Below are 19,693 nucleotides of genomic sequence, written 5' to 3' on the forward strand. Positions count from 1 at the left end.
CACCCACCAACCCCCCGTATCTGTAGGAGAGGACCGAATCCCCATGGCCGATGCCCCCACCGGCAAAGTGACCTTCGTCGGTGCCGGCCCCGGCGCCGCCGATCTGCTGACGTTCCGTGCCGCGCGAGCCATCGCCGAGGCCGACGTCGTGATCTGGGCGGCCAGCCTGGTCCAGGCGGAGGTCCTCGAACACGCCCGCGAGGGCGCCGAGATCCTCGACTCGGCGACGATGTCCCTCGAAGACGTCGTCGCCGTGTACGAGCGGGCCAGGACACAGGACCTGCGCGTCGCCCGTATCCACTCCGGTGACCCCGCCCTCTGGGGCGGAACCCAGGAACAGCTCGACCGGTGTGGCGACATGGGCATCGCCACCGAGGTGGTGCCCGGGGTCTCCGCCTTCTCCGCCGTGGCCGCACTGGCCCAGCGGGAGCTGACCATTCCCGAGGTCGCCCAGTCCGTCGTGCTCACCCGGCTCGGCGGCGGCAAGACGCCGATGCCACCCGGCGAGGAGGTGCGGGAGTTCGCCAAGCACGGGACCACGATGGCGATCTTCCTTTCGGCGGCCCGTAGCGGGCAGCTCGTGCGGGAGCTGCTGGAGGGCGGCTATCCGACGTCCACCCCGGTCGTCGTCGCCTACCAGGCGACCTGGCCGGAGGAGCTCGTGGTGAGGTGCACCATCGGGACCCTGGAGGAGACCGTCAAGGAGCACAAACTCTGGAAGCACACCCTGTTCCTGGTCGGGCCGGCCCTCGAGGCCCACGGCACGCGCTCGCACCTGTACCACCCCGGTCACTTCCACGGGTACCGCAAGGCCGACCCGCAGGCACGCAAGGCCCTGCGGGAACGAGGGGCCACCACGTGATCACCGTCGTCGGTACGGGGACGGGGTCGCCGCTTCCCGTGGACGTCCTCGCCGGGGCCGAACTGGTCGTCGGCGGACGGCGGCATCTGGACGCCGTGGGGCCGGCCGGGGGCGTGGAGCAGGTCGTGCTCGGGGCGCTGGCCCCCGCCCTCGACACCATCGCCGGGTACGTCGAGAAGGACCGGCGCGTGGTCGTGCTGGCCTCCGGCGACCCGGGGTTCTTCGGGATCGTGCGGGCGTTGGCCGAGCGGTTCGGATCGGAGCGGCTCCGGGTGCGGCCGGGAGTGTCCTCCGTCGCCGCCGCCTTCGCACGGTTCGGGCTGACCTGGGACGACGCGGTCGTCGTCAGCGCGCACGGCAGGGAGCTGCGGACGGCCGTCAACGTCTGCCGGGCGCGTCCGAAGGTGGCGGTGCTGACCGGCCCGGGTTCCGGGCCCGCCGAACTGGGCGCCGCGCTCGCCCGCAAGGCCGACGCGCGGGTGCTCGTGGTCGCCTCCGCGCTGGGCTCCGAGGAGGAGCGGGTGGAGCGGGTGACACCGGCGGAGGCCGCGGCCCGGGACTGGGGCTCCTCGGTGAGCGTCGTGCTGTGCCTGGACCCGGCGCGGGCTCCGGGTGGCGTGCGTACGGTCGCCGGGGCGGGCGCCGGGCCCGCCGTATGGGCGCTGGACGAGGGCGAGTTCGCCCACCGCGACTCGATGATCACCAAGTTCGAGGTACGGGCGCTCGCGCTGGCCCGGCTCGGACCGCGGCTCGGCGATCTGGTCTGGGACGTCGGCGCGGGCTCCGGGTCCGTGGCCGTGGAGTGCGCGCGGCTCGGTGCCGCCGTCACCGCGGTCGAGAAGACCCGGGACGGTGTCGAGCGGATCCGCGCCAACGCCGCCGCACATGACGTCGACGTCCATGTCGTGCACGGGGCGGCGCCCACCGTGCTGTCCGACCTCGACGAGCCGGACGCCGTGTTCATCGGCGGCGGGGGTCGCGAGCTGCCCGCCATCGTGACCGCGTGCGCGCGGCGCGCCCGGCGTGCGGTCGTCGTCGCCATGGCGGCGCTGGACCGGGTGCCGGCGACGCGCGAGGCGCTCTCCGGCGCCGGGTTCGACTGCGACGGGGTGCTGTTGCAGTCGTCCCGGCTCGCGCCGCTGCCGGGGGATGTGACCCGGCTGGCGGCGACCAATCCGGTTTTCCTGTTGTGGGGCGTCAGAAAGCCCCTGGATCGAGAGGGAGTTGCCCAGTGATCGGCCTCATTTCCGCCACCGCGGCGGGGGCGGCGGCGCGGGACCGGCTGGCCGTGGCATGGCCGGACCGCGTGCGCGTGTACGACGGACCCGTCGGGGACGCCGTACGGCGGGCGTTCGCGGAGTGCGAGCAGCTCGTGTGCTTTCTGGCCACGGGGGCGGTCGTACGGCTGATCGCCCCGCTGCTCGGCGACAAGGCGACCGACCCGGGTGTGGTGTGCGTCGACGAGGGCGGCCGGTTCGCCGTGCCGCTCGTCGGCGGGCACGGGGGCGGGGCCAATGAACTCGCCCGTCGGGTCGGGGAGTTGCTGGGCGCCGAGCCCGTGGTGACGACGGCGACCGATGCCGTGGGGGTGCCCGGTCTGGACACCCTCGGCTTTCCCGTGGAGGGCGATGTCGCCGGGGTCTCGCGGGCGCTGCTGGACGGTGAGCCGGTCGCGCTGCGGGCCGAGTTCGGCTGGCCGCTGCCGCCGCTGCGGGCCGGCGCCGAGGGGGCGTACACGATCCGGCTGACGGACCGGCTGGTCGAGCCCGCCGAGCACGAGGTCGTCCTGCGTCCGCCGTCGCTGGTCGTCGGCGTCGGGGCCTCCAAGGGCGCGCCCGTCGACGAGGTGCTCGGCCTGATCGGGAGCGCGCTCGGCGACGCGGGCCTCTCCCCCGGGTCCCTCGCCGAGCTCGCCACCGTCGACGCCAAGGCCGCGGAACCGGGCATCGTGGAGGCGGCGGCCCGTCTGGGCGTCCCCCTCGTCACTCACTCCGCCGAAGAGCTGGCCGGCGTCGAGGTGCCGCATCCTTCCGACGCGCCGCTGGCCGCCGTGGGCACCCCTTCCGTCGCCGAGGCCGCCGCTCTGGTGCGCGGCGGTGAACTCCTCGTACCGAAGCGGAAGTCCGAGCGCGCCGACGGGCGGCCGGCGATGGCGACCTGTGCCGTCGTACGGCGGCCGGGGCGTGGGCGGCTCGCGGTCGTCGGGCTCGGGCCCGGTGCGCGTGATCTGCTGACGCCGCGTGCGAAGGAGGAGCTGCGGCGGGCTTCGGTGCTGGTCGGGCTCGACCAGTACGTCGACCAGATCCGCGATCTGCTGCGCCCCGGCACCCGGATCCTGGAGTCCGGACTCGGCGCCGAGGAGGAGCGGGCGCGGACGGCCGTGGCTCAGGCCCGCGAGGGGCATGCCGTCGCGCTGATCGGCAGCGGTGACGCGGGCGTGTACGCCATGGCCTCCCCCGCGCTCGCGGAGGCGTCCGACGACATCGACGTGATCGGCGTGCCCGGGGTGACGGCCGCGCTCGCCGCCGCCGCGATCCTCGGTGCGCCGCTGGGCCACGACCATGTGTCGATCAGCCTCTCCGACCTGCACACCCCGTGGGAGGTCATCGAGCGGCGGGTGCGCGCGGCGGCCGAGGCGGACATCGTGGTCACCTTCTACAACCCCCGTTCCCGGGGCCGTGACTGGCAGCTGCCCAAGGCCCTCGCGATCCTCGCCGAGCACCGCGAGCCCTCGACGCCGGTCGGTGTCGTACGGAACGCGTCGCGGTCGGACGAGTCCAGTCGGCTCACGACACTGGGCTCCCTGGACCCGGCGACGGTCGACATGATGACGGTCGTGACCGTCGGCAACACGGCGACCCGGGACATCGCGGGGCGCATGGTGACGCCGCGCGGCTACCGCTGGCAGGCAGCGCAGGAGGGCGCCGAGTGAACCGCGTCGTTCATCCCATCGAGGAGGAGTCCTACCGGAGGCTGCGCGCCCGGCTGGACACCTCGCACTTCCCGCCGCTGACCCGGGCGGTGGTGGAGCGGGTCATCCACTCCGCCGCCGACCTGGACTACGCCACCGATCTCGTCATGGACGAGGGTTCGCTGGAAAAGGCGCATGCCGCGCTGCACACCGGGGCGCCCGTGGTCGTGGACGTCGAGATGGTGGCGGCCGGGATCACGCGGCGGGAGACCGTCTGCCGGCTCAGGGACGCCGAGTCCGGTCCCGGGTTGACCCGTTCGGCGCACGCCATCCGGCTCGCGTACGAGCAGGTCGGTCCGGGTGCCCTCTGGGTGATCGGCAACGCGCCCACCGCGTTGGAGGAGTTGCTCACCCTCGATGTCTCCCCCACCCTCGTCATCGGCCTGCCCGTCGGCTTCGTCGGCGCGGTCGAGTCCAAGGCCGCGTTGCGCGAGAGCGGGCTGCCCGCTGTGAGCAACGTGTCCGAGAAGGGCGGGTCGGCGGTCGCCTCGGCCGCGCTCAACGCCCTGCTGTATCACCCGTATCACCCGTACCACCCCGTTTCGCACTCCGAGGAGAAATCGTGACCACGCCGCCGCCCGCCCTGCTCATCGCCGGTCATGGCACCCGGGACGATGCCGGAGCCGAGGCGTTCCGCGACTTCGTCCGGGAGTTGGGGCGCCGCCACCCCGAACTGCCCGTCGCCGGCGGCTTCATCGAGCTGTCCCCGCCGCCGCTGGGCGATGCCGTCACCGAGCTGGTGGAGCGGGGCGTGCGGCGGTTCGCCGCGGTGCCGCTGATGCTGGTGTCCGCCGGGCACGCCAAGGGCGACATCCCGGCGGCGCTGGCCCGCGAGAAGGAGCGGCACCCCGGCATCTCGTACACCTACGGCCGCCCGCTGGGCCCGCACCCGTCGCTGCTGTCCGTGCTGGAGCGGCGGCTCGACGAGGCGCTCGGCACCGAGGGCAGGCGCACGCCCGGGGACCGGGCCGATGTGACCGTGCTGCTGGTGGGGCGCGGCTCGACCGACCCGGACGCCAACGCCGAGGTGCTCAAGGCGGCCCGGCTGCTGTGGGAGGGGCGCGGATACGCGGGCGTGGAGACGGCGTTCGTGTCGCTGGCGGCGCCGGACGTGCCGAGCGGGCTCGACCGGTGCGTGAAGCTCGGGGCGCGGAAGATCGTCGTCCTCCCGTACTTCCTGTTCACGGGCATCCTGCCGGACCGGGTGCGGCACCAGACGGAGGGCTGGGCGGCGGCCCACCCGGAGGTCGAAGTCCGCTCGGCGGACGTCATCGGACCGGAGCCGGAGCTGCTCGATCTGGTGATGGAGCGCTACGAGGAGGCCGTGAAGGGCGATCTGCGGATGAACTGCGACTCGTGCGTGTACCGCATCGCGCTGCCCGGCTTCGAGGACAAGGTCGGCATGCCGCAGCAGCCGCACTTCCACCCGGACGACGACGACGACCACCACCACGGCCACGGCCATCACCACGGCGCCCACTCCCATGCCCACTGAGGGACACGACCTGCGCCACCACGGCGACGCCGAGGTCCGTGACGACGGCTCGGCGCTCGTCGACCTCGCCGTGAACGTCCGCGCGGACACGCCTCCCGCGTGGCTGCGCGAGCACATCGCCGGGTCGCTGGGCTCGCTCGCGGCCTACCCGGACGGGCGGGCCGCGCGGGCGGCGGTGGCGGCACGGCACGGGCTGCCGGTCGAGCGGGTCCTGCTGACGGCGGGCGCGGCGGAGGCGTTCGTGCTGCTGGCGCGCGCGCTGAAGGTGCGTCGACCGGTCGTCGTGCACCCGCAGTTCACGGAGCCGGAGGCGGCACTGCGGGACGCCGGGCACACCGTCGACCGGGTGCTGCTGCGCGAGGAGGACGGCTTCCGCCTCGATGCGGCCGCCGTCCCCGAGGACGCCGACCTGGTGGTGATCGGCAACCCGACGAACCCGACCTCGGTACTGCACCCGGCCGCGTCCCTCGCCGAACTCGCCCGTCCCGGGCGGACGTTGGTGGTGGACGAGGCGTTCATGGACGCGGTGCCCGGTGAGCGGGAGGCCCTGGCGGGGCGTACGGACGTGCCCGGCCTGGTGGTGCTCCGCAGCCTGACCAAGACCTGGGGTCTGGCCGGGCTGCGGATCGGCTACGTCCTGGCCGACCCGGAGACCATCGCCGACCTGGAGCGCGCCCAGCCCCTGTGGCCGGTCTCCACACCCGCGCTGGCCGCCGCCGAGGCGTGCGTGTCACCGCGGGCCCTGGCGGAGGCGGCCCACGCGGCCCACCGCATCGCCGCCGACCGGGCCCATCTCATCGCCGGGCTGGGCGAGTTCGCCCCGGCCGGACTCCGGGTCGTGGAGCCGGCCGAGGGCCCCTTCGTCCTCGTACGACTGCCGAGGGCCACCGGCGTACGGCAGCATCTGCGCGACCTCGGTTTCGCGGTGCGGCGCGGGGACACCTTCCCCGGGCTGGGCGAGGAGTGGCTGCGGCTGGCGGTGCGGGACCGGGGGACGGTCGGCGGGTTCCTGGGGGCGCTGCGGCGGGCCGTGGAGTCGGCCGCCGCCGGCCCCTGATCAGCTCCTGCCGCGCCGGGCCAGCGCGACCGCTCCGCCGCCCGCGAGGAGCAGAACGACGGCGCCGCCCGCGATGTACGGCGTCATGGAGTTGCCGCCGGTCTCGGCGAGGCCCTCGTCGGCGGGCTCGCCCTGGGGCTTGACGTCGCCGGCCGGCTCGGTGCTCGGGCCGGCCTGCTGCGCGGGCTCGGCCGGGGTCTCGCAGGTCGCCTTCGCCAGGGTCAGGGTGCCCTCGACGTCGGCGACGTTCAGCTTCAACGGGTTGACGGAGACCTTGAGTTCGAGGGCGGTGGCGGCGGCCGTACGCGAGGTCAGCTCGGTCTTGGAGTAGTCCAGCCGCACCTCGCCCACGCCCGGCACCTCGACGTTCGTGGTGCCGCCCGCGGTGAGCGTGACCTTCTTGCCGAGCACGGTGACGTCACCGAGCAGGTTGGCGGAGGCGGTCGGCGCCTTGCCGGCCTCGCAGGTAGCCCTGGAGGTGACCTGGCCGACCTCGATGAGCGACAGCAGGGGCAGGCCCGGGACATGGATCTTGGCATGGGCGAGGTTGGTGTACCCCTCGGCCCTGCCGTCCTCGACGGTCGCCTTCGACTTCGCGACCTCGGCGTTCAGCACGCTGAAGGGCTGACCGCCGTCGACGCCGTTCAACTGCGCCGTCAGTGTGGCCTTTTCGGCGCTCTGCGGCGCCTGTACCTCGTTCAGGGAGACCGCGAGCGGGACGTTCACGGTCTTGTTGAGCAGGGAGACATCGAGCCCGGTGCGCAGCACGACGGCGCTCGCGCGCCCTTCGTCACCGGTCGCGTGCGCCGGGCTCGCGACACCCAGGGCCACGGGAGCGGCGGTCAGGGCGGTGGCCGTCGCGACGGTGGCGAGACGGCGTGCGGGCATGCGGAAGTTCTTGCCGTTCAAGGTGGGGACCCCCAGAGGAGACTTGCTCGGGACCCGGCAAGAATTGCGCACTGAGAGTGAAGAGTCAGCAATCCGCCAGGACTTCACTCCTACGTGACGCTCCCGTGAACGCTTTCGAATCCCTGGGCACGGATGTTCCTCGAAGTCACCCCCGTACCCCCTTCTGTGCGAGCGCTCGCGTGAACCCGTGGGCGCGTGCGAGGGAGCGAGCGTCGACACCGGACTACCCGTCGTCACGCTGCGTCAACCAACAACGGGGTCACCCCACAGGAGATCGTGGAGGCGTTCATCCACATCGAGGCCTACGTCGGCGCCGCGCGCGCCTTCGACGGCTACCGGGTCGCCCGCGAGGTCTTCGCCGAGACGGCCGCCGCCTAACCGACCACGCGCCCGTTCAGCACCACCCGACGAGGCGCCGCCAGCACGCGTACGTCGGACCGCGGGTCGGACTCGTAGACGACGAGGTCGGCCGCGGCGCCCTCCTCGAGGCCCGGGCGGCCGAGCCAGTTCCGGGCGGCCCAGGTCGTCGCCGCGAGGGCCTCGGTGACGGGGATGCCCGCGGTGACCAGTTCCGCGACCTCGGCCGCCACCAGGCCGTGGGGCAGGGTGCCGCCCGCGTCGGTGCCGACGAAGACCGGGATGCCGGCGTCGTAGGCGGAGCGGACCGTGTCGTAGCGGCGTTCGTACAGCCGACGCATGTGGTCCGACCAGCGGGGGAACCGGGACTGGCCGCCGTCGGCCAGCTTCGGGAAGGTCGCGATGTTCACGAGGGTGGGCACGATGGCCACCCCGCGCTCGGCGAACAGCGGGATTAGGTCCTCGGTCAGGCCCGTCGCGTGCTCGACGCAGTCGATGCCGGACTCGACGAGGTCGCGCAGCGAACTCTGTGCGAAGCAGTGTGCGGTGACCCGGGCGCCCAGGCGGTGTGCCTCCGCGATGCCCGCCTCGACCGCCTCGCGCGGCCAGGTGGGGGCGAGGTCCCCGAGGTCGCGGTCGATCCAGTCGCCGACCAGCTTGACCCAGCCGTCGCCGCGCCGGGCCTCCTGGCCGACGTAGGCGACCAGGTCCTCCGGTTCGATCTCGTGCGCGTAGCCGCGGATGTAGCGGCGGGTGCGGGCGATGTGCCGGCCGGCCCTGATGATCTTCGGCAGGTCGTCGCGGTCGTCGACCCAGCGGGTGTCGGAGGGCGAACCGGCGTCGCGGATCAACAGGGTGCCCGCGTCACGGTCGGTCAGCGCCTGCTTCTCCGCGACGTCGTCGTCGACCGGGCCGTGCGCACCGAGGCCGACATGGCAGTGCGCGTCGACCAGACCGGGCAGGGCCCAGCCCTCGACGGTCCGGACGTCCCGGGCGCCGACGGGACGGTCGTAGGAGATCCGCCCGTCGACGACCCACAGCTCGTCCCGGACGTCGTCCGCACCGACGAGGACCCGGCCCTTCACGTGCAGCACAGCGCGTTCGCTCATGACTGCACCTTAGTGAGCGACTAGTCGCCCTTGCCGACCTGGTCGGAGGTCTCCTCCTCCACCTCGGCCATCGCCGGGTCGAGGAGGCGGGAGAGGAAGTGGCGGGTGCGTTCGTGCCGGGGGTTGCCGATGACCTGGTCGGGGGTGCCGTCCTCGACGATCACCCCGCCGTCCATGAAGACGACCCGGTCGGCGACCTCGCGCGCGAAGGTCATCTCATGGGTGACGACCATCATCGTCATGCCCTCGTTGGCGAGCATGCGCATGACGGCGAGGACGTCCCCCACCAGCTCGGGGTCCAGCGCGGACGTCGGCTCGTCGAAGAGCATCACCGCGGGGCCCATGGCGAGCGCCCGGGCGATGGCGACGCGCTGCTGCTGGCCGCCGGAGAGGGAGGCCGGGTAGGCCGACGCCTTCTCCGACAGACCGACCCGCTCCAGGTTCTCGGCGGCGACCTTCGCGGCCGCGGCCTTGTCCCGCCCCAGGACCCGGCGCTGCGGCAGGGTCAGGTTCTCGGTCACCGTGACATGCGGAAACAGGTTGAACTGCTGGAAGACCATGCCGATACGGCGGCGCACGGCGTCGATGTCGACGTCGGGGTCGGTGAGCTCGGTGCCGCCGACGAAGACCTGGCCCTTGGTGGGCTCTTCGAGCAGGTTCACGCACCGCAGCAGCGTCGACTTGCCCGATCCGGACGGGCCGATCACACAGACGACCTCGCCCTGGTCGATCTCCAGGTCGATGCCGCGCAGGACCTCGTTGTCACCGAAGGACTTGTGCAGGCCGCGGACTTCGATCTCCGGTCGGGTCATTTCACGGCCTCCTGGGCCTTCGCCTCCATACGGCGTACGACGAAGCCGAGCGGGATGGTCACCAGGAGGTAGCACAGGCCGGCGACCAGGATCGGCGTGGAGTTGGCGGTCTGGCTGGCCAGATCACGGCCGAACTTGGACAGTTCGCGCTCCTCCAGCGTCACGCCGAGGAACAGCACCAGCGAGGAGTCCTTGAAGAGCAGGACCAGTTCGTTGGTCAGCGGCGGGATGATGATCCGGAACGCCTGCGGGATGATGATCGAGATCATGGCGCGGGCGGGCGAGAAGCCCAGCGAACGCGCCGCCTCCATCTGCCCCTTGGGCACTGCCTGGATGCCCGCGCGGATCGTCTCCGCCATGTACGCGGCGGCGACCAGGCCGAGCGCGAGCGCGACCTTGCCGTACGTCCCGCCCGGGATCTCCGTGCCCGGGAAGGCCAGCGGCACGGCGACGCCGATGAAGATGAAGATCAGCAGTGCGGGCAGACCGCGGAAGATCTCGATGTAGACACCGGCGAGCCAGCGGTAGGGCCCCACCGACGACAGCCGCATCAGCGCGATCACCATGCCGAGCACCAGTCCGACGACGAAGCCGGACACGGTGTACAGCACGGTGTTCTTCAGCGCCAGCGTGATGACGTCCGGGAACATCTCCCGGGCGATGTCCCCCTGCGCGAACTGGTTCGCCAGGCGGTCCCAGTCGGCCGCGACCGCGAAGGCGATCACGGCCGCGACGAAGACGACGTACTGGATGCCACGCGACAGGCTGCGCTTCTGACGCCGGGTCAGGCCCTTCTTCCTGGGCTGCTTCGGCTCGAGTGGTACGTCTGTGTCGGCCATCGGGTCAGGCGGCGGGCGACGGAGAGGCGGCGGACTCGTCGTACGGGCCGATCCACTGCTCGTACAGCTTCTTGTACGTGCCGTCGGCCTTTGCGTCCTTGATCGCCTTGTTGATGGCCTCGCGGAGCTTGTCGTTGCCCTTCTTCACCGTGACGCCGTACTGCTCACCGGTGTTGACCTGCTCGGCGACCTCGAAGGCGTCCGCGTTGGCCTTGTCCTTCAGCCAGCCCTGGACGACCGGGTAGTCGATGACGACCGCCTCGACCTGGCCGGTGCGCAGACCGTTGATGACCGCGTCGGAGGACTCGAAGGAGACCGGGTCCAGGCCCTTGCTCTTGGCGTAGTCCTCGCCGGTGGTCTGCGCCTGGGCGCCGACCTTCTTGCCCTTGAGGTCGGCGAAGGAGGAGATGCCGCTCTTCTTGTCGACCAGGACGGCCTGGGTGGCCTCGAAGTACGGGTCCGAGAAGTCGACGTTCTTCTTGCGCTCGTCGGTGATGGTCATGCCGGCGGCGGCGAGGTCGCACTGGCCGGCGTTGAGGGACCCACCGGTCTTGAAGTTCTCGAAGGGCTGGTCGACGATCGCCTGCTTCACGCCCAGGTCATCCGCGACCAGGTCGATGAGGGAGACGTCGAAGCCCTGCACCTTGCCGTCGATCTCCGACTGGAAGGGCGGGTACGGCAGGTGGGTACAGGTGGTGAGCTGGCCCGCCTTGACGAGCTCGACGCCGCCGGCCGCGGTCTTCGTACCACCGCCGCCGTTGTCGTCGGAGGAGCAGCCGGCCACGAGCACCAGCCCGGCCGTCGCGGTGGTGGCGGCCAGAATGCGGGTCCGGCGCCCGAGGGTCGTCTTCACGGGGAGCCTCCTGTGAGGGAACTTTGGCTTCCGATTATAAGGAGAGGTTTGGGGCCCTCAAACCAAACCGATGGTTCCACGGTCGTTGGACCTAAGAAGTCGGGCACTGGGCGGGGTGCCTCACGGGGTGTTGGAGCGCCCGGTTACCGCCCGGTTACGCTCGTGGAGTCGACCTTTGAGTGAAGAGAGTCCCGCCGTGACCCATCCCTTCCTGGACCTGGCCCCGCTGAGCGCCGCCCGATTCGCCGCGATCGAGGACCGTGTGGCGCGGTTGCTCGGGACCGAGCAGGACGTCGTGATCATGCAGGGCGAGGCGCTGCTGCCGCTGGAAGGGGCGATCCGCGGGACGGCCGGGCCCGGTACGACCGCGCTGAACGTGATCACCGGTCCGTACGGGGAGACCTTCGGGGGCTGGCTGCGTGACTGCGGGGCGACCGTGATCGATCTGGCGGTGCCGTTCCATACGGCGGTCACGGCGGACCAGATCCGGGAGGCCTTCGCCGAGCACCCGGAGATCGACTTCGTGTCGCTGGTGCATGCGGAGGCGGCGACCGGCAACACCAATCCCGTCGCCGGGATCGGCGAGGTCGTGCGGGCGCACGGAGCGCTGTTCTATCTGGACGCGGTGGCGTCGATCGGGGCCGAGCCGGTGCTGCCGGACGCGTGGGGTGTGGACCTGTGCGTCATCGGGGCGCAGAAGGCGATGGGCGGGCCGGCCGGGGTGTCGGCGGTGTCGGTGAGCGAGCGGGCGTGGGCGCGGATGGCGGCGAATCCCGGGGCGCCGCGACGGTCGTATCTGTCGCTGCTGGACTGGAAGGAGCGGTGGGTCGACGGCGGCCGGAAGGCGCTGCTGCACGCGCCGGCGCAGCTGGAGATGCTGGCGCTGGAGGCGTGCGTGGAGCGGATCGAGGCGGACGGGCTTCAGACGGTGATGGGCCGGCACCGGGCCGCCGCGCTGGCCGCCCGGGCGGGGGCTGTGGCGATGGGCGGGGGGTTGGAGCCGTACGTGTACGACGTGCGGGAGGCGGCTCCGGTGGCCACGACGTTGCGGGTACCGGCCGGGGTGGTGGCGTCGGAGGTGGTGGCGCGGGCGCTGGAGGCGGAGCCGGAGTTGCCGTTGGCCGCGGGCGGGGGCGCGCTGGCCAAGGAGATGATTCGGGTCAATCACTACGGCGTGGATGCGACGCGGGGAGCTGTGCGGGCGAGCCTGGCGGGGCTCGGTGCCGCTCTGGCGGAGCGGGGGGTCGGCGTGGATGTGGCGGCCGCGTTGCGTGCGGTGGAGGACCCCCGGCCCTGAACCGCGGGCGCGTCATCTCGCGCGCAGGGCGCTCGCCGTTGCTCCCGTGCGTTCCCGGAGCAGGATTCTGAGGGTGTTGGCGTGCTCGTAGCCGACCTTGCGGGCGATGACCTCCAGGGGGAGGTCCGTGGTCCGCAGGAGGTGCGAGGCCCGTTCGACGCGCAGGTCCTGGACGAAGCCGACGGGTGAGGTGCCCAGGGTGCGGCGGACGGCCCGCTGGAGTGTGCGTTCGCTGACGCCCATGGCCCGCGCCGCGTCGGCGATCGAGATCGGCTGATCGAGGTGGCCGCGGGCCCAGCGCTCGAAGGCGGCCAGCGTCGGGTCGCTCTGCGCGAGCGCCGAGGAGATCGCGTAGGCCGCCTGTGAAGGGCGTTCGTCGACGACCAGATAGCGGGCGACCAGCTCGGCGAGGGCCGGGCTGGTCATCCGTACGATCGCGAGCGCGAGGTCGACGTGCCCGAAGGCGGCGCCCGCGGTGGTGACACCACCCGACGAGGTGACCATGCGGGTCTGGTCGACCGTCACCGCCGGGTAGCGCTTGCGGAAGTACGGTGCGAGCCACCAGCTCGTCGTGGCGTCCAGCCCGTCGAGGACTCCCGACTCGGCCAGCAGGAAGGTGCCCGTGCAGGCGGAGGCGACGGGCGTGCCGCGTTCGCGTGCGGTGGCCACCAGACGCCGTGCGGGGGCGGCGGCCGGACCCGAGACATGGGCGATCAGGGCGTCGGGGCGCCGCTCGGCCAGCGCGGGCACCACCAGCAGATCCGCATCCTCGGCCGCGCCGACGGGGGCGGCCTCGACCAGGTGCCCCGCGCCCGTACGGATCCGTCGGCGGAAGCCGATCGTGGTGACGTTCCAGGCGGGCGGCGGCTGCGGGAGCTCACCCCGCATGCTGTTCGCCCCCTCGAGGACATCGAGCAGGGCGGCGAGCCCGGAGTCGAAGACACCGTCGTATGCGAGCACAGCTACGTCCATGACGGAAACGATATCGAAAGCGTCGTTTCCGACACTGGGGCGAGTGGCCGGAGCGGCCTAGATTCTGAGGTGTCCGGACGAGATCCGGTGCCCGGTACCGGCACCCACCCTCACGAAGTCGACACCACGGGAGTGCACCATGAACAACCTCGGACTGCTGGCCCGGATCGAGGCCAGGCCCGAGCACGCCGACAAGGTGGAGGCTCTGCTGCGCGACGCGCTGCGGCTCGCGGAGCAGGAGGACCACACCGTGACCTGGTTCGCGTTCCGGCAGAGCGCGACCACCTTCGGGGTCTTCGACACCTTCGCCGACGAGGACGGGCGCAAGGGCCACCTGCAGGGCAGGATCGCCGCCACGCTCATGGAGGCCGCCGAGACGATGCTGAGCGAGGCACCCGACATCCGGCCCGTCGACCTCCTGGCGGTCAAGCTTCCCTGACGCGGACGACGCCGGGGCGGCGGTGCGCAGGCCGCGCCGCCGCCCCGGCGGACCACATCGGCAACAGGCCCCGACGCGGGGTCATCAAGGGACGGAAGAACACCATGGCGCACCCCGCCACGCACTACCACAGCACGGTCGGCGACACATCCGTCGACGGCATTCCGGGCATCGAGCTGGCCCGCATGAGCCTGGACGGGCGCCTGCCCGAAGCCCCGATCTGCGGAACCCTCGGCTTCCGGCTCGTCGAGGTCGGCGAGGGACGGGCCGTGTTCGAGGGCGAGCCCGGGGACCACCTCCTCAACCCCATGGGCACGGTCCACGGCGGCTATATGGCCACCCTTCTCGACTCCGCCCTGGGCACCGCGGTACTGACCGCGCTGCCGGCGGGCCGTGCGTACACCACCGTTCAGCTCGGTGTGAACCTCATCAGGCCGGTGCTGCACACGACCGCGACCCTGCGCTGCACGGGCGTCGCGGTCCATGTCGGCCGGACCACGGCGACCGCGGAGGCCCGGATCGTCGGGGCGGCCGACGACAGGCTGTACGCGCACGGGACGGCCACCTGCGCCGTCTTCGCGCTGCCGGGGACGGGCTGACCGTGAACGGCGGACCCCGGACCACGGTCGTCAACATGAAGGGGCATCGCGACGACCCGGACTACGCGGACGTCGTCTACGTCGGCCGCGCGATGCACCGCGGCGGATGGCATCTGGAGGGCTCTGCGCTCGCAAGTCCCTTCCGGCCGGGCCGGGACGGCACCCGGGAGGCGGTGGTCGACAAGTACCGCGCCCACCTGCTGGGCCGTCCGGACCTGCTCGCCCTGCTGCCCGCCCTCCGGGGCCGAAGGCTCGGCTGCTGGTGTGTCCCCGAGGCGTGCCACGCGCAGGTCATCGCCGAGCTGGCCGACTCGGCGGGGCAGCCCTAGGCCCTGTCGTTTGGATCATCTCGGCGTCGCGGGGCATGGCGCACGGGCCGGGAGGCCTCACGCATCCGCCGTGCGGCGCCGGGCCACACCGAGCGCCGCCGCCATGATGCTCAGCTGCGGATTCACCTCCGGACAGCTCGGCAGCACCGACCCGTCGGCGATCAGCACGCCCCGCACGCCGCGCAGCCGTCCCTCCGGGTCGCAAGGCGAACGCTCGGCGTCCGCTCCGGCGGCGGCCGTACCCGTGGGATGGAACGCGGACACGTGCAGCTGACGTACCGTCACCTTGTCGAGCAGCGCGTCCAGTTGGTCCGGCGTGCGGGCACGCGGGTGCTGCGGTACGCCGGTCAGGACCTCCTCGGCGCCGGCCGCGAACAGCAGTCGGCCCATGGCGCGTTGGGCGCGCAGCAGGCGGCGGGCGTCGCGCGGGGCCAGGTCGTAGCGGAGCAGGGTGCGGTCCCGGCCGAGGACGCGGCCGGAGGGCCGGTCGGCGATCATGGCGCCGAGGGTGGCCAGTCGCTCCGTTCCGTCCACCTCGCGGCGCAGTTCGCGTCCGACCCCCGGCAGCACGAACGAACTCATGCCCGGCGGTGCCGAGGTGGCTTCGATCAGAATGCCGTCGGCGTGCAGTTCCTCCACTCCGACGCTCTGCAGGACGCCCTCCCAGCCGGTGACCGGGGTGCTGAAGCGGCCCGCGACGCTGATCGCGGGGTGCACGCTGAGGTTCCGGCCGATCCGGGGGTGTCCGCCGAGGCCGGAGCGGCGCAGCAGTTGCGGGGTCTGCAGGGCGCCGGCGGCGACCACGACCAGGGGGCTGAGGATCTCCAGTTCGCTGCCGTCGGGGCGGCCGACCAGCACTCCGGCGGCGCGTGGGCCGCCCGGCCGGTCGCGGTCGGTGAGGATGCGCAGGACGCGGGCGCCCGTGACGATCGCGGCGCCGGCCGCGCAGGCCTCGGGGAGCACGGAGAGCTGGACGCTCTGTTTGGCACCGGTGGGGCAGCCGACGACACACTGACAGGAGCCCTTGCAGCCGGGGGCGTTGCGACGCAGGGGCGCCGCGGCCCAGCCGAGTTCCTTCGCGCCGGCCAGGGCGAGGAGTCCGTTGTTGCCGAGGACGTCCAGTGGCTGCCGGGCGACCCGCAGGGTGCGTTCCACCTCGTCGAGGTGGGTGTCGAAGCCTTCGGCGACGGCGAACCCGTAGCGGCCCCGCCAGCGTGCGAGGACGACGTCCGGGGTGCGGTAGCAGGTACCGGAGTTGACGACGGTGGTGCCGCCGACCGCGCGGCCGACGGGCAGGACGAGCGGAGGGTTGCCGAGGGCGATCGTGGCGCCGCCGTCCCGGTAGAGGTCGGTGAAGCGGTCGAGCGGGGTTCTGCGCCCGAAGGACGCGGTGGTGTGGTGGTCGCCCTCCTCGACGATGACGACGCTCATCCCCGCGCGGGCCAGGGTCCGGGCGGCCATCGCGCCGCCCGCGCCGGAACCGACGACGACGGCGTCGGCGGTGGAGCGCGTCGGCCAGTCGCGGGAGGGGGTGCAGTCGAGCGGCGGATCGGCGGGGGCGGGCGCCGCGGACGCGGGGCCGTGGCGCAGCGTCCGTTCGGTGCCGGCCGCCAGCAGCACCGGCACCTTGACCGCGTCCAGGAGGGGCAGCAGGGCGCGGTGGGAGGCGAGCGACGCCATGACGTGCTCCCGTTCCGCGGCCCCGAGCGCGGGCAGCCGGCGGCCCGTGCGGGCCAGGGCGTAGACGTTGATCGCCGTGGTCGCGCCGCGTATCGCCGTGCGGGCGGTGGCGGGCATGGCGTCCAGCAGTGTCTCGACGCGCCGCGGCACGGCCCGGGTCCACTCGGCGGTGCCGTCGTCCGCGAGCAGCGCCGCGGTGAGTGCCGTGAGGCCGGAGGGGGTTGAGGGGGTCATCGCTCACCGACCTCCGCGTGGGCGGTGCCGGAAAGCCGCCAGGTGGCCTCCTGCCGCCAGGTGCCCCACCAGCGTTCCACGCTGACCAAGGCGTCGGCTGTCTCGCTGTTGCGGCAGACCGCGGGAGAGCCGTCGGGGTCGGTGTAGTCGAGCGCCAGGGTGCGCTGCGGCGGCTGGGTCACCTTCACTCGGATACGCCGCCGGCCCACGCGGCCCGCCACCCGCCACTCGGGCAGGTCGATGTCCGCCCGGAACCTGCCGAGTCCCGCCCAGCCGACGGCGGTGCGCTCCGCACGCCGGGGCCAGGGGCGTCCGTCGCGCAGCAGCCGCAGGAACACCAAGGGAGGCAGGCGGTCGAGTCCGCGTCGCATGGACACCGCGGCGACGATCTCCAGGACGTCACCGCCGCCGAGGTCCGCGTGGAGCCAGGCCCAGCGTCGGGCGTTGCCGTGGCCGTAGATCCGGGCGCTCGCGCCGGTGGCCCCGTCCAGCCGCAGTTCGTTGTCGCCGTACCGGACGGTGCCGCTGTAGAGGCAGCGGGCGGCGGGCAGCATGTGGCTGGCCGGCAGCAGGGGGCGGCGCCAGGACCAGCGGGGGAAGGTGTGGACCGGCCCGCCCTGGGGTGTCTCGGCGAGCGACCAGGTGAACGGCCCCGCGGAGCCGGCGAGATGGCCGGGCTCCGCGCTGATGCCCTCGGCGGCGTAGCCCTGCCGATGCTCCGTCCACGGTACGGGGCCGAAGCGGTGGTGCTCGGCGGGGCCGTCCTTGGGGAACACGGCGACCCAGCCGTGGGCGTAGGCGCCGGAACCGTCGGTGGGCGCGACGACTTCGTGGTGCAGCCAGACTCCGGTGCCGGTCGCCGGGTCGGTCAGGGTCGTGTACCAGACCTCCGTGCGTCCCGGCTTTCCGTCCCAGCGCGACGCCATGTCCTGCCCGGCGGTGGACACGGCTGGGCGCGGGAAGCGGAAGCTCGCGAGGAAGGGCAACAGGCCGGTGGTGAGGGGGAAGCGCAGGGTGCCCTCGCCCACGCGTTCACCGTCCTCGTACAGGGTGTACGGCAGCACGGTCATCGATCTCACCGGACGTGCGGGTGAGATGGACTTCCAGCCGTCCAGCACCAGACGCCGGCCTTCCATGGCGAAGGTGATCCGGTAGCGGATCCTGCGGCGGGCCAGGGGCGAGATCTCCAACTCGCCCTGGGCTTCGGCGTCGTCCGCCCGTCCCGCCATCCGCACCCGTCCCGTCAGGCGGGCCTCTGTGGTGCGGTGGGGCAGCAGCACGGCGTCGGCGCGGACCACGAGGTCCAGACGCAGGGGGCGGTCGCGATCCTCGTCGCCCATCCGCACCCGGCCGAGCATCGTCTCCTGGAACACCGTCCCGCGCGCGGTCACCGGGCACCGTCCCGGCGTTCGCCGGCGCGTGCCAGCCCTTCCAGCATGATGCGTTCCGTCGCCGACAGGTAGGCGCCCGCGGCGACGCGCGCCGCTTCCTGGTCGCCGGCGGCCACGGCCTCGACGACGGGTGCCAGCCGGTCATGGGCCGCCCTCGCGTCGAGGAAGGGGTCGACCAGCGCCGCGCGCACCGGCAGGTAGGCGTTGAACAGGGTGTTGGTCAGCAGGACGTACACCCGGTTGCCGGTGGCGCGGGCGAGCGACCGGTGCACCTCGGCGTCCGCGAGCTGTACGTCCTCGCCGTCGTCCGCGTCCCTGACGGCCGCCGCGAGTGAACGCAGTTCGGCGACCTGGGCGGGTGTGGCGCCGGCGGCGGCACGTTCCGCGATCAACGCGCCGATGCTGCGGCGCACTTCGAAGATCTCGCCGATCCAGTCGGGGCTGTGCCGCACGAGCATCGGCAGCAGATCCGCCCCGCCCAGCCGCAGGAAGTCCCGGACGCGGGTACCCACCCCGTGCCGCGTCTCCAGCAGCCCGGCGTGCACCAGCCGGCCGAAGGCGTGCTTCAGTGTGGTGCGGTTGACTCCGAACTCGTCGGCGAGTTCACGTTCGGGAGGCAGATAGCTCCCGGCCGGATGACGCCCGGCGAGAATGTCCTCGCGCAGCCGCTTCTCCAGAACATCGACGGTGGTCTCGCGCGGCAGTGCGCCCATCCCGGCCCCCAGTCAGTCAGTGGATCAGTGACTGAGCCACTGAACCACCGAACGAGACACCGCGTCAACAAGCCGAACACGGAAAGCCCTACGGAGACGGCAGCCGCGGCCACGAGGTCAACTCCGACGAGATTCGCCGGCCGCTGAACGGAGCGCGACGACCGGTCCCCCGTGCCACGCTCCCCGCATGACCACCCACACGCCCCGAACGCTCCCCGACGGCCGCCCCATCCCCCTCCTGACCGGCCCCGAGCGCCCCATGCTCGAAAGCTGGCTCGACTTCCATCGCGCCACCCTGGAGCTCAAGTGCGCCGGACTGGACGACGCACAGCTGCGGCTCACCCCCGCCGAGCCGTCGGAGTTGACGCTGCTCGGGCTGGTGCAGCATCTCGCGGAGTGTGAGCGGAACTGGTTCCAGCGGGTGATGGGCGGGCGCGACGTGCCGCCGGTCTACGGGGCGGAGAATCCGAGCGGTTACGTGCTCGAGCCCGGACGCGGGGTCGGCGAGGCGCTCGACGCGTGGCGGCGGGAGATCGCTCGGGGTCGGGAGGTGTGTGCCGGGCGGTCGCTGGAGAGTGTGGGGCTGATCACGGACGGTCCGATGGCCGGGGTCGAGGTCGGTCTGCGGTGGGTGCTCATTCACATGATCGAGGAGTACGCCCGGCACAACGGCCACGCCGATATTCTGCGAGAACGCATCGACGGCGTTACCGGAGCATAAATTCAGCGTAATTCTGGAATTCTTTTACGGACAGCTTCCCGTCTTCTTCTGCCC

The 19,693-nt window shown here is 72.6% G+C and carries 21 protein-coding genes; 12 read left to right on the forward strand and 9 right to left on the reverse strand.

The genetic code is table 11. From position 1 onward, the window contains the following. Window positions 1–43 precede the first annotated feature (43 nt). Genes cobM through cobC form a run of 6 tightly spaced genes read left to right on the forward strand, consistent with a single transcriptional unit; the run spans window position 44 to window position 6,385 of the window. On the forward strand, window positions 44–862 hold the full coding sequence (cobM, locus tag ACFQ6S_RS29280; RefSeq protein ID WP_383416079.1) for a precorrin-4 C(11)-methyltransferase: 819 nt from the start codon (window positions 44–46) through the stop codon (window positions 860–862). Next, a complete protein-coding gene (gene cbiE, locus ACFQ6S_RS29285; RefSeq protein ID WP_383416082.1) occupies window positions 859–2,097 on the forward strand; it encodes a precorrin-6y C5,15-methyltransferase (decarboxylating) subunit CbiE in 1,239 nt (412 codons plus the stop codon). Before cobM ends, cbiE begins: the two co-directional genes overlap by 4 nt. Further along, a complete protein-coding gene (cobJ, locus tag ACFQ6S_RS29290) occupies window positions 2,094–3,794 on the forward strand; it encodes a precorrin-3B C(17)-methyltransferase (RefSeq protein ID WP_383416085.1) in 1,701 nt (566 codons plus the stop codon). The genes cbiE and cobJ overlap by 4 nt, the downstream gene beginning before the upstream one ends. Then, window positions 3,791–4,399 carry a precorrin-8X methylmutase gene (locus ACFQ6S_RS29295; protein WP_383416087.1) on the forward strand — a complete coding sequence of 203 codons (609 nt, stop codon included), beginning with the start codon at window positions 3,791–3,793 and terminating at the stop codon, window positions 4,397–4,399. The genes cobJ and ACFQ6S_RS29295 overlap by 4 nt, the downstream gene beginning before the upstream one ends. Then, on the forward strand, window positions 4,396–5,328 hold the full coding sequence (locus ACFQ6S_RS29300; protein ID WP_383416090.1) for a sirohydrochlorin chelatase: 933 nt from the start codon (window positions 4,396–4,398) through the stop codon (window positions 5,326–5,328). The genes ACFQ6S_RS29295 and ACFQ6S_RS29300 overlap by 4 nt, the downstream gene beginning before the upstream one ends. After that, window positions 5,318–6,385, forward strand: coding sequence for an Rv2231c family pyridoxal phosphate-dependent protein CobC (cobC, locus tag ACFQ6S_RS29305; protein ID WP_383416093.1), 1,068 nt, complete (start codon window positions 5,318–5,320; stop codon window positions 6,383–6,385). Before ACFQ6S_RS29300 ends, cobC begins: the two co-directional genes overlap by 11 nt. Here the strand turns inward: cobC and ACFQ6S_RS29310 are convergent, their stop codons facing one another. Beyond that, the gene (locus ACFQ6S_RS29310; RefSeq protein WP_383416096.1) at window positions 6,386–7,294 is read right to left on the reverse strand and encodes an SCO1860 family LAETG-anchored protein; all 909 of its coding nucleotides are present in this window, start codon (window positions 7,292–7,294) and stop codon (window positions 6,386–6,388) included. 195 nt (window positions 7,295–7,489) lie between these two features. Between ACFQ6S_RS29310 and ACFQ6S_RS29315 the strand changes: the two genes are divergently transcribed. Then, the gene (locus tag ACFQ6S_RS29315; protein WP_383416098.1) at window positions 7,490–7,672 is read left to right on the forward strand and encodes a carboxymuconolactone decarboxylase family protein; all 183 of its coding nucleotides are present in this window, start codon (window positions 7,490–7,492) and stop codon (window positions 7,670–7,672) included. Here ACFQ6S_RS29315 and ACFQ6S_RS29320 read toward each other — a convergent pair. The 4 genes from ACFQ6S_RS29320 to ACFQ6S_RS29335 are packed head-to-tail and all read right to left on the reverse strand — an operon-like array spanning window position 7,669 to window position 11,264. After that, window positions 7,669–8,760 (reverse strand): amidohydrolase family protein, encoded by a 1,092-nt coding sequence (locus ACFQ6S_RS29320; protein ID WP_383416101.1) that lies wholly within the window; start codon window positions 8,758–8,760, stop codon window positions 7,669–7,671. The two genes, ACFQ6S_RS29315 and ACFQ6S_RS29320, sit on opposite strands and share 4 nt — an antisense overlap. Before the next feature lie 20 nt (window positions 8,761–8,780). Then, on the reverse strand, window positions 8,781–9,572 hold the full coding sequence (locus ACFQ6S_RS29325; RefSeq protein WP_383416104.1) for an amino acid ABC transporter ATP-binding protein: 792 nt from the start codon (window positions 9,570–9,572) through the stop codon (window positions 8,781–8,783). Further along, a complete protein-coding gene (locus ACFQ6S_RS29330; RefSeq protein ID WP_383416107.1) occupies window positions 9,569–10,411 on the reverse strand; it encodes an amino acid ABC transporter permease in 843 nt (280 codons plus the stop codon). Before ACFQ6S_RS29330 ends, ACFQ6S_RS29325 begins: the two co-directional genes overlap by 4 nt. Before the next feature lie 4 nt (window positions 10,412–10,415). Then, a complete protein-coding gene (locus ACFQ6S_RS29335; RefSeq protein ID WP_383416109.1) occupies window positions 10,416–11,264 on the reverse strand; it encodes a transporter substrate-binding domain-containing protein in 849 nt (282 codons plus the stop codon). Between the two features lie 196 nt (window positions 11,265–11,460). Here ACFQ6S_RS29335 and ACFQ6S_RS29340 point away from each other — a divergent pair, with 196 nt between their 5' ends. Further along, a complete protein-coding gene (locus ACFQ6S_RS29340) occupies window positions 11,461–12,561 on the forward strand; it encodes a pyridoxal-phosphate-dependent aminotransferase family protein (protein WP_383416112.1) in 1,101 nt (366 codons plus the stop codon). Window positions 12,562–12,573: 12 nt separating this feature from the next. Here ACFQ6S_RS29340 and ACFQ6S_RS29345 read toward each other — a convergent pair whose 3' ends face one another. Next, a complete protein-coding gene (locus tag ACFQ6S_RS29345) occupies window positions 12,574–13,533 on the reverse strand; it encodes a GlxA family transcriptional regulator (RefSeq protein ID WP_383416115.1) in 960 nt (319 codons plus the stop codon). A gap of 139 nt (window positions 13,534–13,672) precedes the next feature. Here ACFQ6S_RS29345 and ACFQ6S_RS29350 point away from each other — a divergent pair, with 139 nt between their 5' ends. From ACFQ6S_RS29350 to ACFQ6S_RS29360, 3 genes are all read left to right on the forward strand, one after another. After that, window positions 13,673–13,972 carry a putative quinol monooxygenase gene (locus ACFQ6S_RS29350; protein WP_383416118.1) on the forward strand — a complete coding sequence of 100 codons (300 nt, stop codon included), beginning with the start codon at window positions 13,673–13,675 and terminating at the stop codon, window positions 13,970–13,972. Between the two features lie 104 nt (window positions 13,973–14,076). Continuing rightward, window positions 14,077–14,571 (forward strand): PaaI family thioesterase, encoded by a 495-nt coding sequence (locus ACFQ6S_RS29355; protein WP_383416121.1) that lies wholly within the window; start codon window positions 14,077–14,079, stop codon window positions 14,569–14,571. Window positions 14,572–14,606: 35 nt separating this feature from the next. Then, window positions 14,607–14,900 carry a DUF4326 domain-containing protein gene (locus ACFQ6S_RS29360; RefSeq protein WP_383417221.1) on the forward strand — a complete coding sequence of 98 codons (294 nt, stop codon included), beginning with the start codon at window positions 14,607–14,609 and terminating at the stop codon, window positions 14,898–14,900. A gap of 57 nt (window positions 14,901–14,957) precedes the next feature. On the opposite strand, the gene ACFQ6S_RS29365 is transcribed toward ACFQ6S_RS29360, so the two are convergent. From ACFQ6S_RS29365 to ACFQ6S_RS29375, 3 genes are read right to left on the reverse strand one after another with little or no spacing between them, the layout of a single operon-like run. Next, on the reverse strand, window positions 14,958–16,814 hold the full coding sequence (locus ACFQ6S_RS29365; protein ID WP_383416124.1) for a GMC family oxidoreductase N-terminal domain-containing protein: 1,857 nt from the start codon (window positions 16,812–16,814) through the stop codon (window positions 14,958–14,960). Continuing rightward, window positions 16,811–18,205: a hypothetical protein gene (locus tag ACFQ6S_RS29370; protein WP_383416127.1), complete on the reverse strand. Its 1,395-nt coding sequence runs from the start codon at window positions 18,203–18,205 to the stop codon at window positions 16,811–16,813. Before ACFQ6S_RS29370 ends, ACFQ6S_RS29365 begins: the two co-directional genes overlap by 4 nt. Continuing rightward, entirely contained in the window at window positions 18,202–18,918 is a 717-nt protein-coding gene (locus ACFQ6S_RS29375) for a FadR/GntR family transcriptional regulator (RefSeq protein WP_383416130.1), read from the reverse strand. Before ACFQ6S_RS29375 ends, ACFQ6S_RS29370 begins: the two co-directional genes overlap by 4 nt. 187 nt (window positions 18,919–19,105) lie before the next feature. On the opposite strand from ACFQ6S_RS29375, the gene ACFQ6S_RS29380 reads away from it, so the two are divergent. Next, window positions 19,106–19,639, forward strand: a complete 534-nt coding sequence (locus ACFQ6S_RS29380; protein WP_383416133.1) for a DinB family protein — start codon at window positions 19,106–19,108, stop codon at window positions 19,637–19,639. The last annotated feature ends 54 nt before the right edge of the window (window positions 19,640–19,693 follow it).

The sequence above is a fragment of the Streptomyces sp. NPDC056479 genome, assembly GCF_042795335.1.
In the GTDB taxonomy this organism is placed as follows: Bacteria; Actinomycetota; Actinomycetes; order Streptomycetales; family Streptomycetaceae; genus Streptomyces.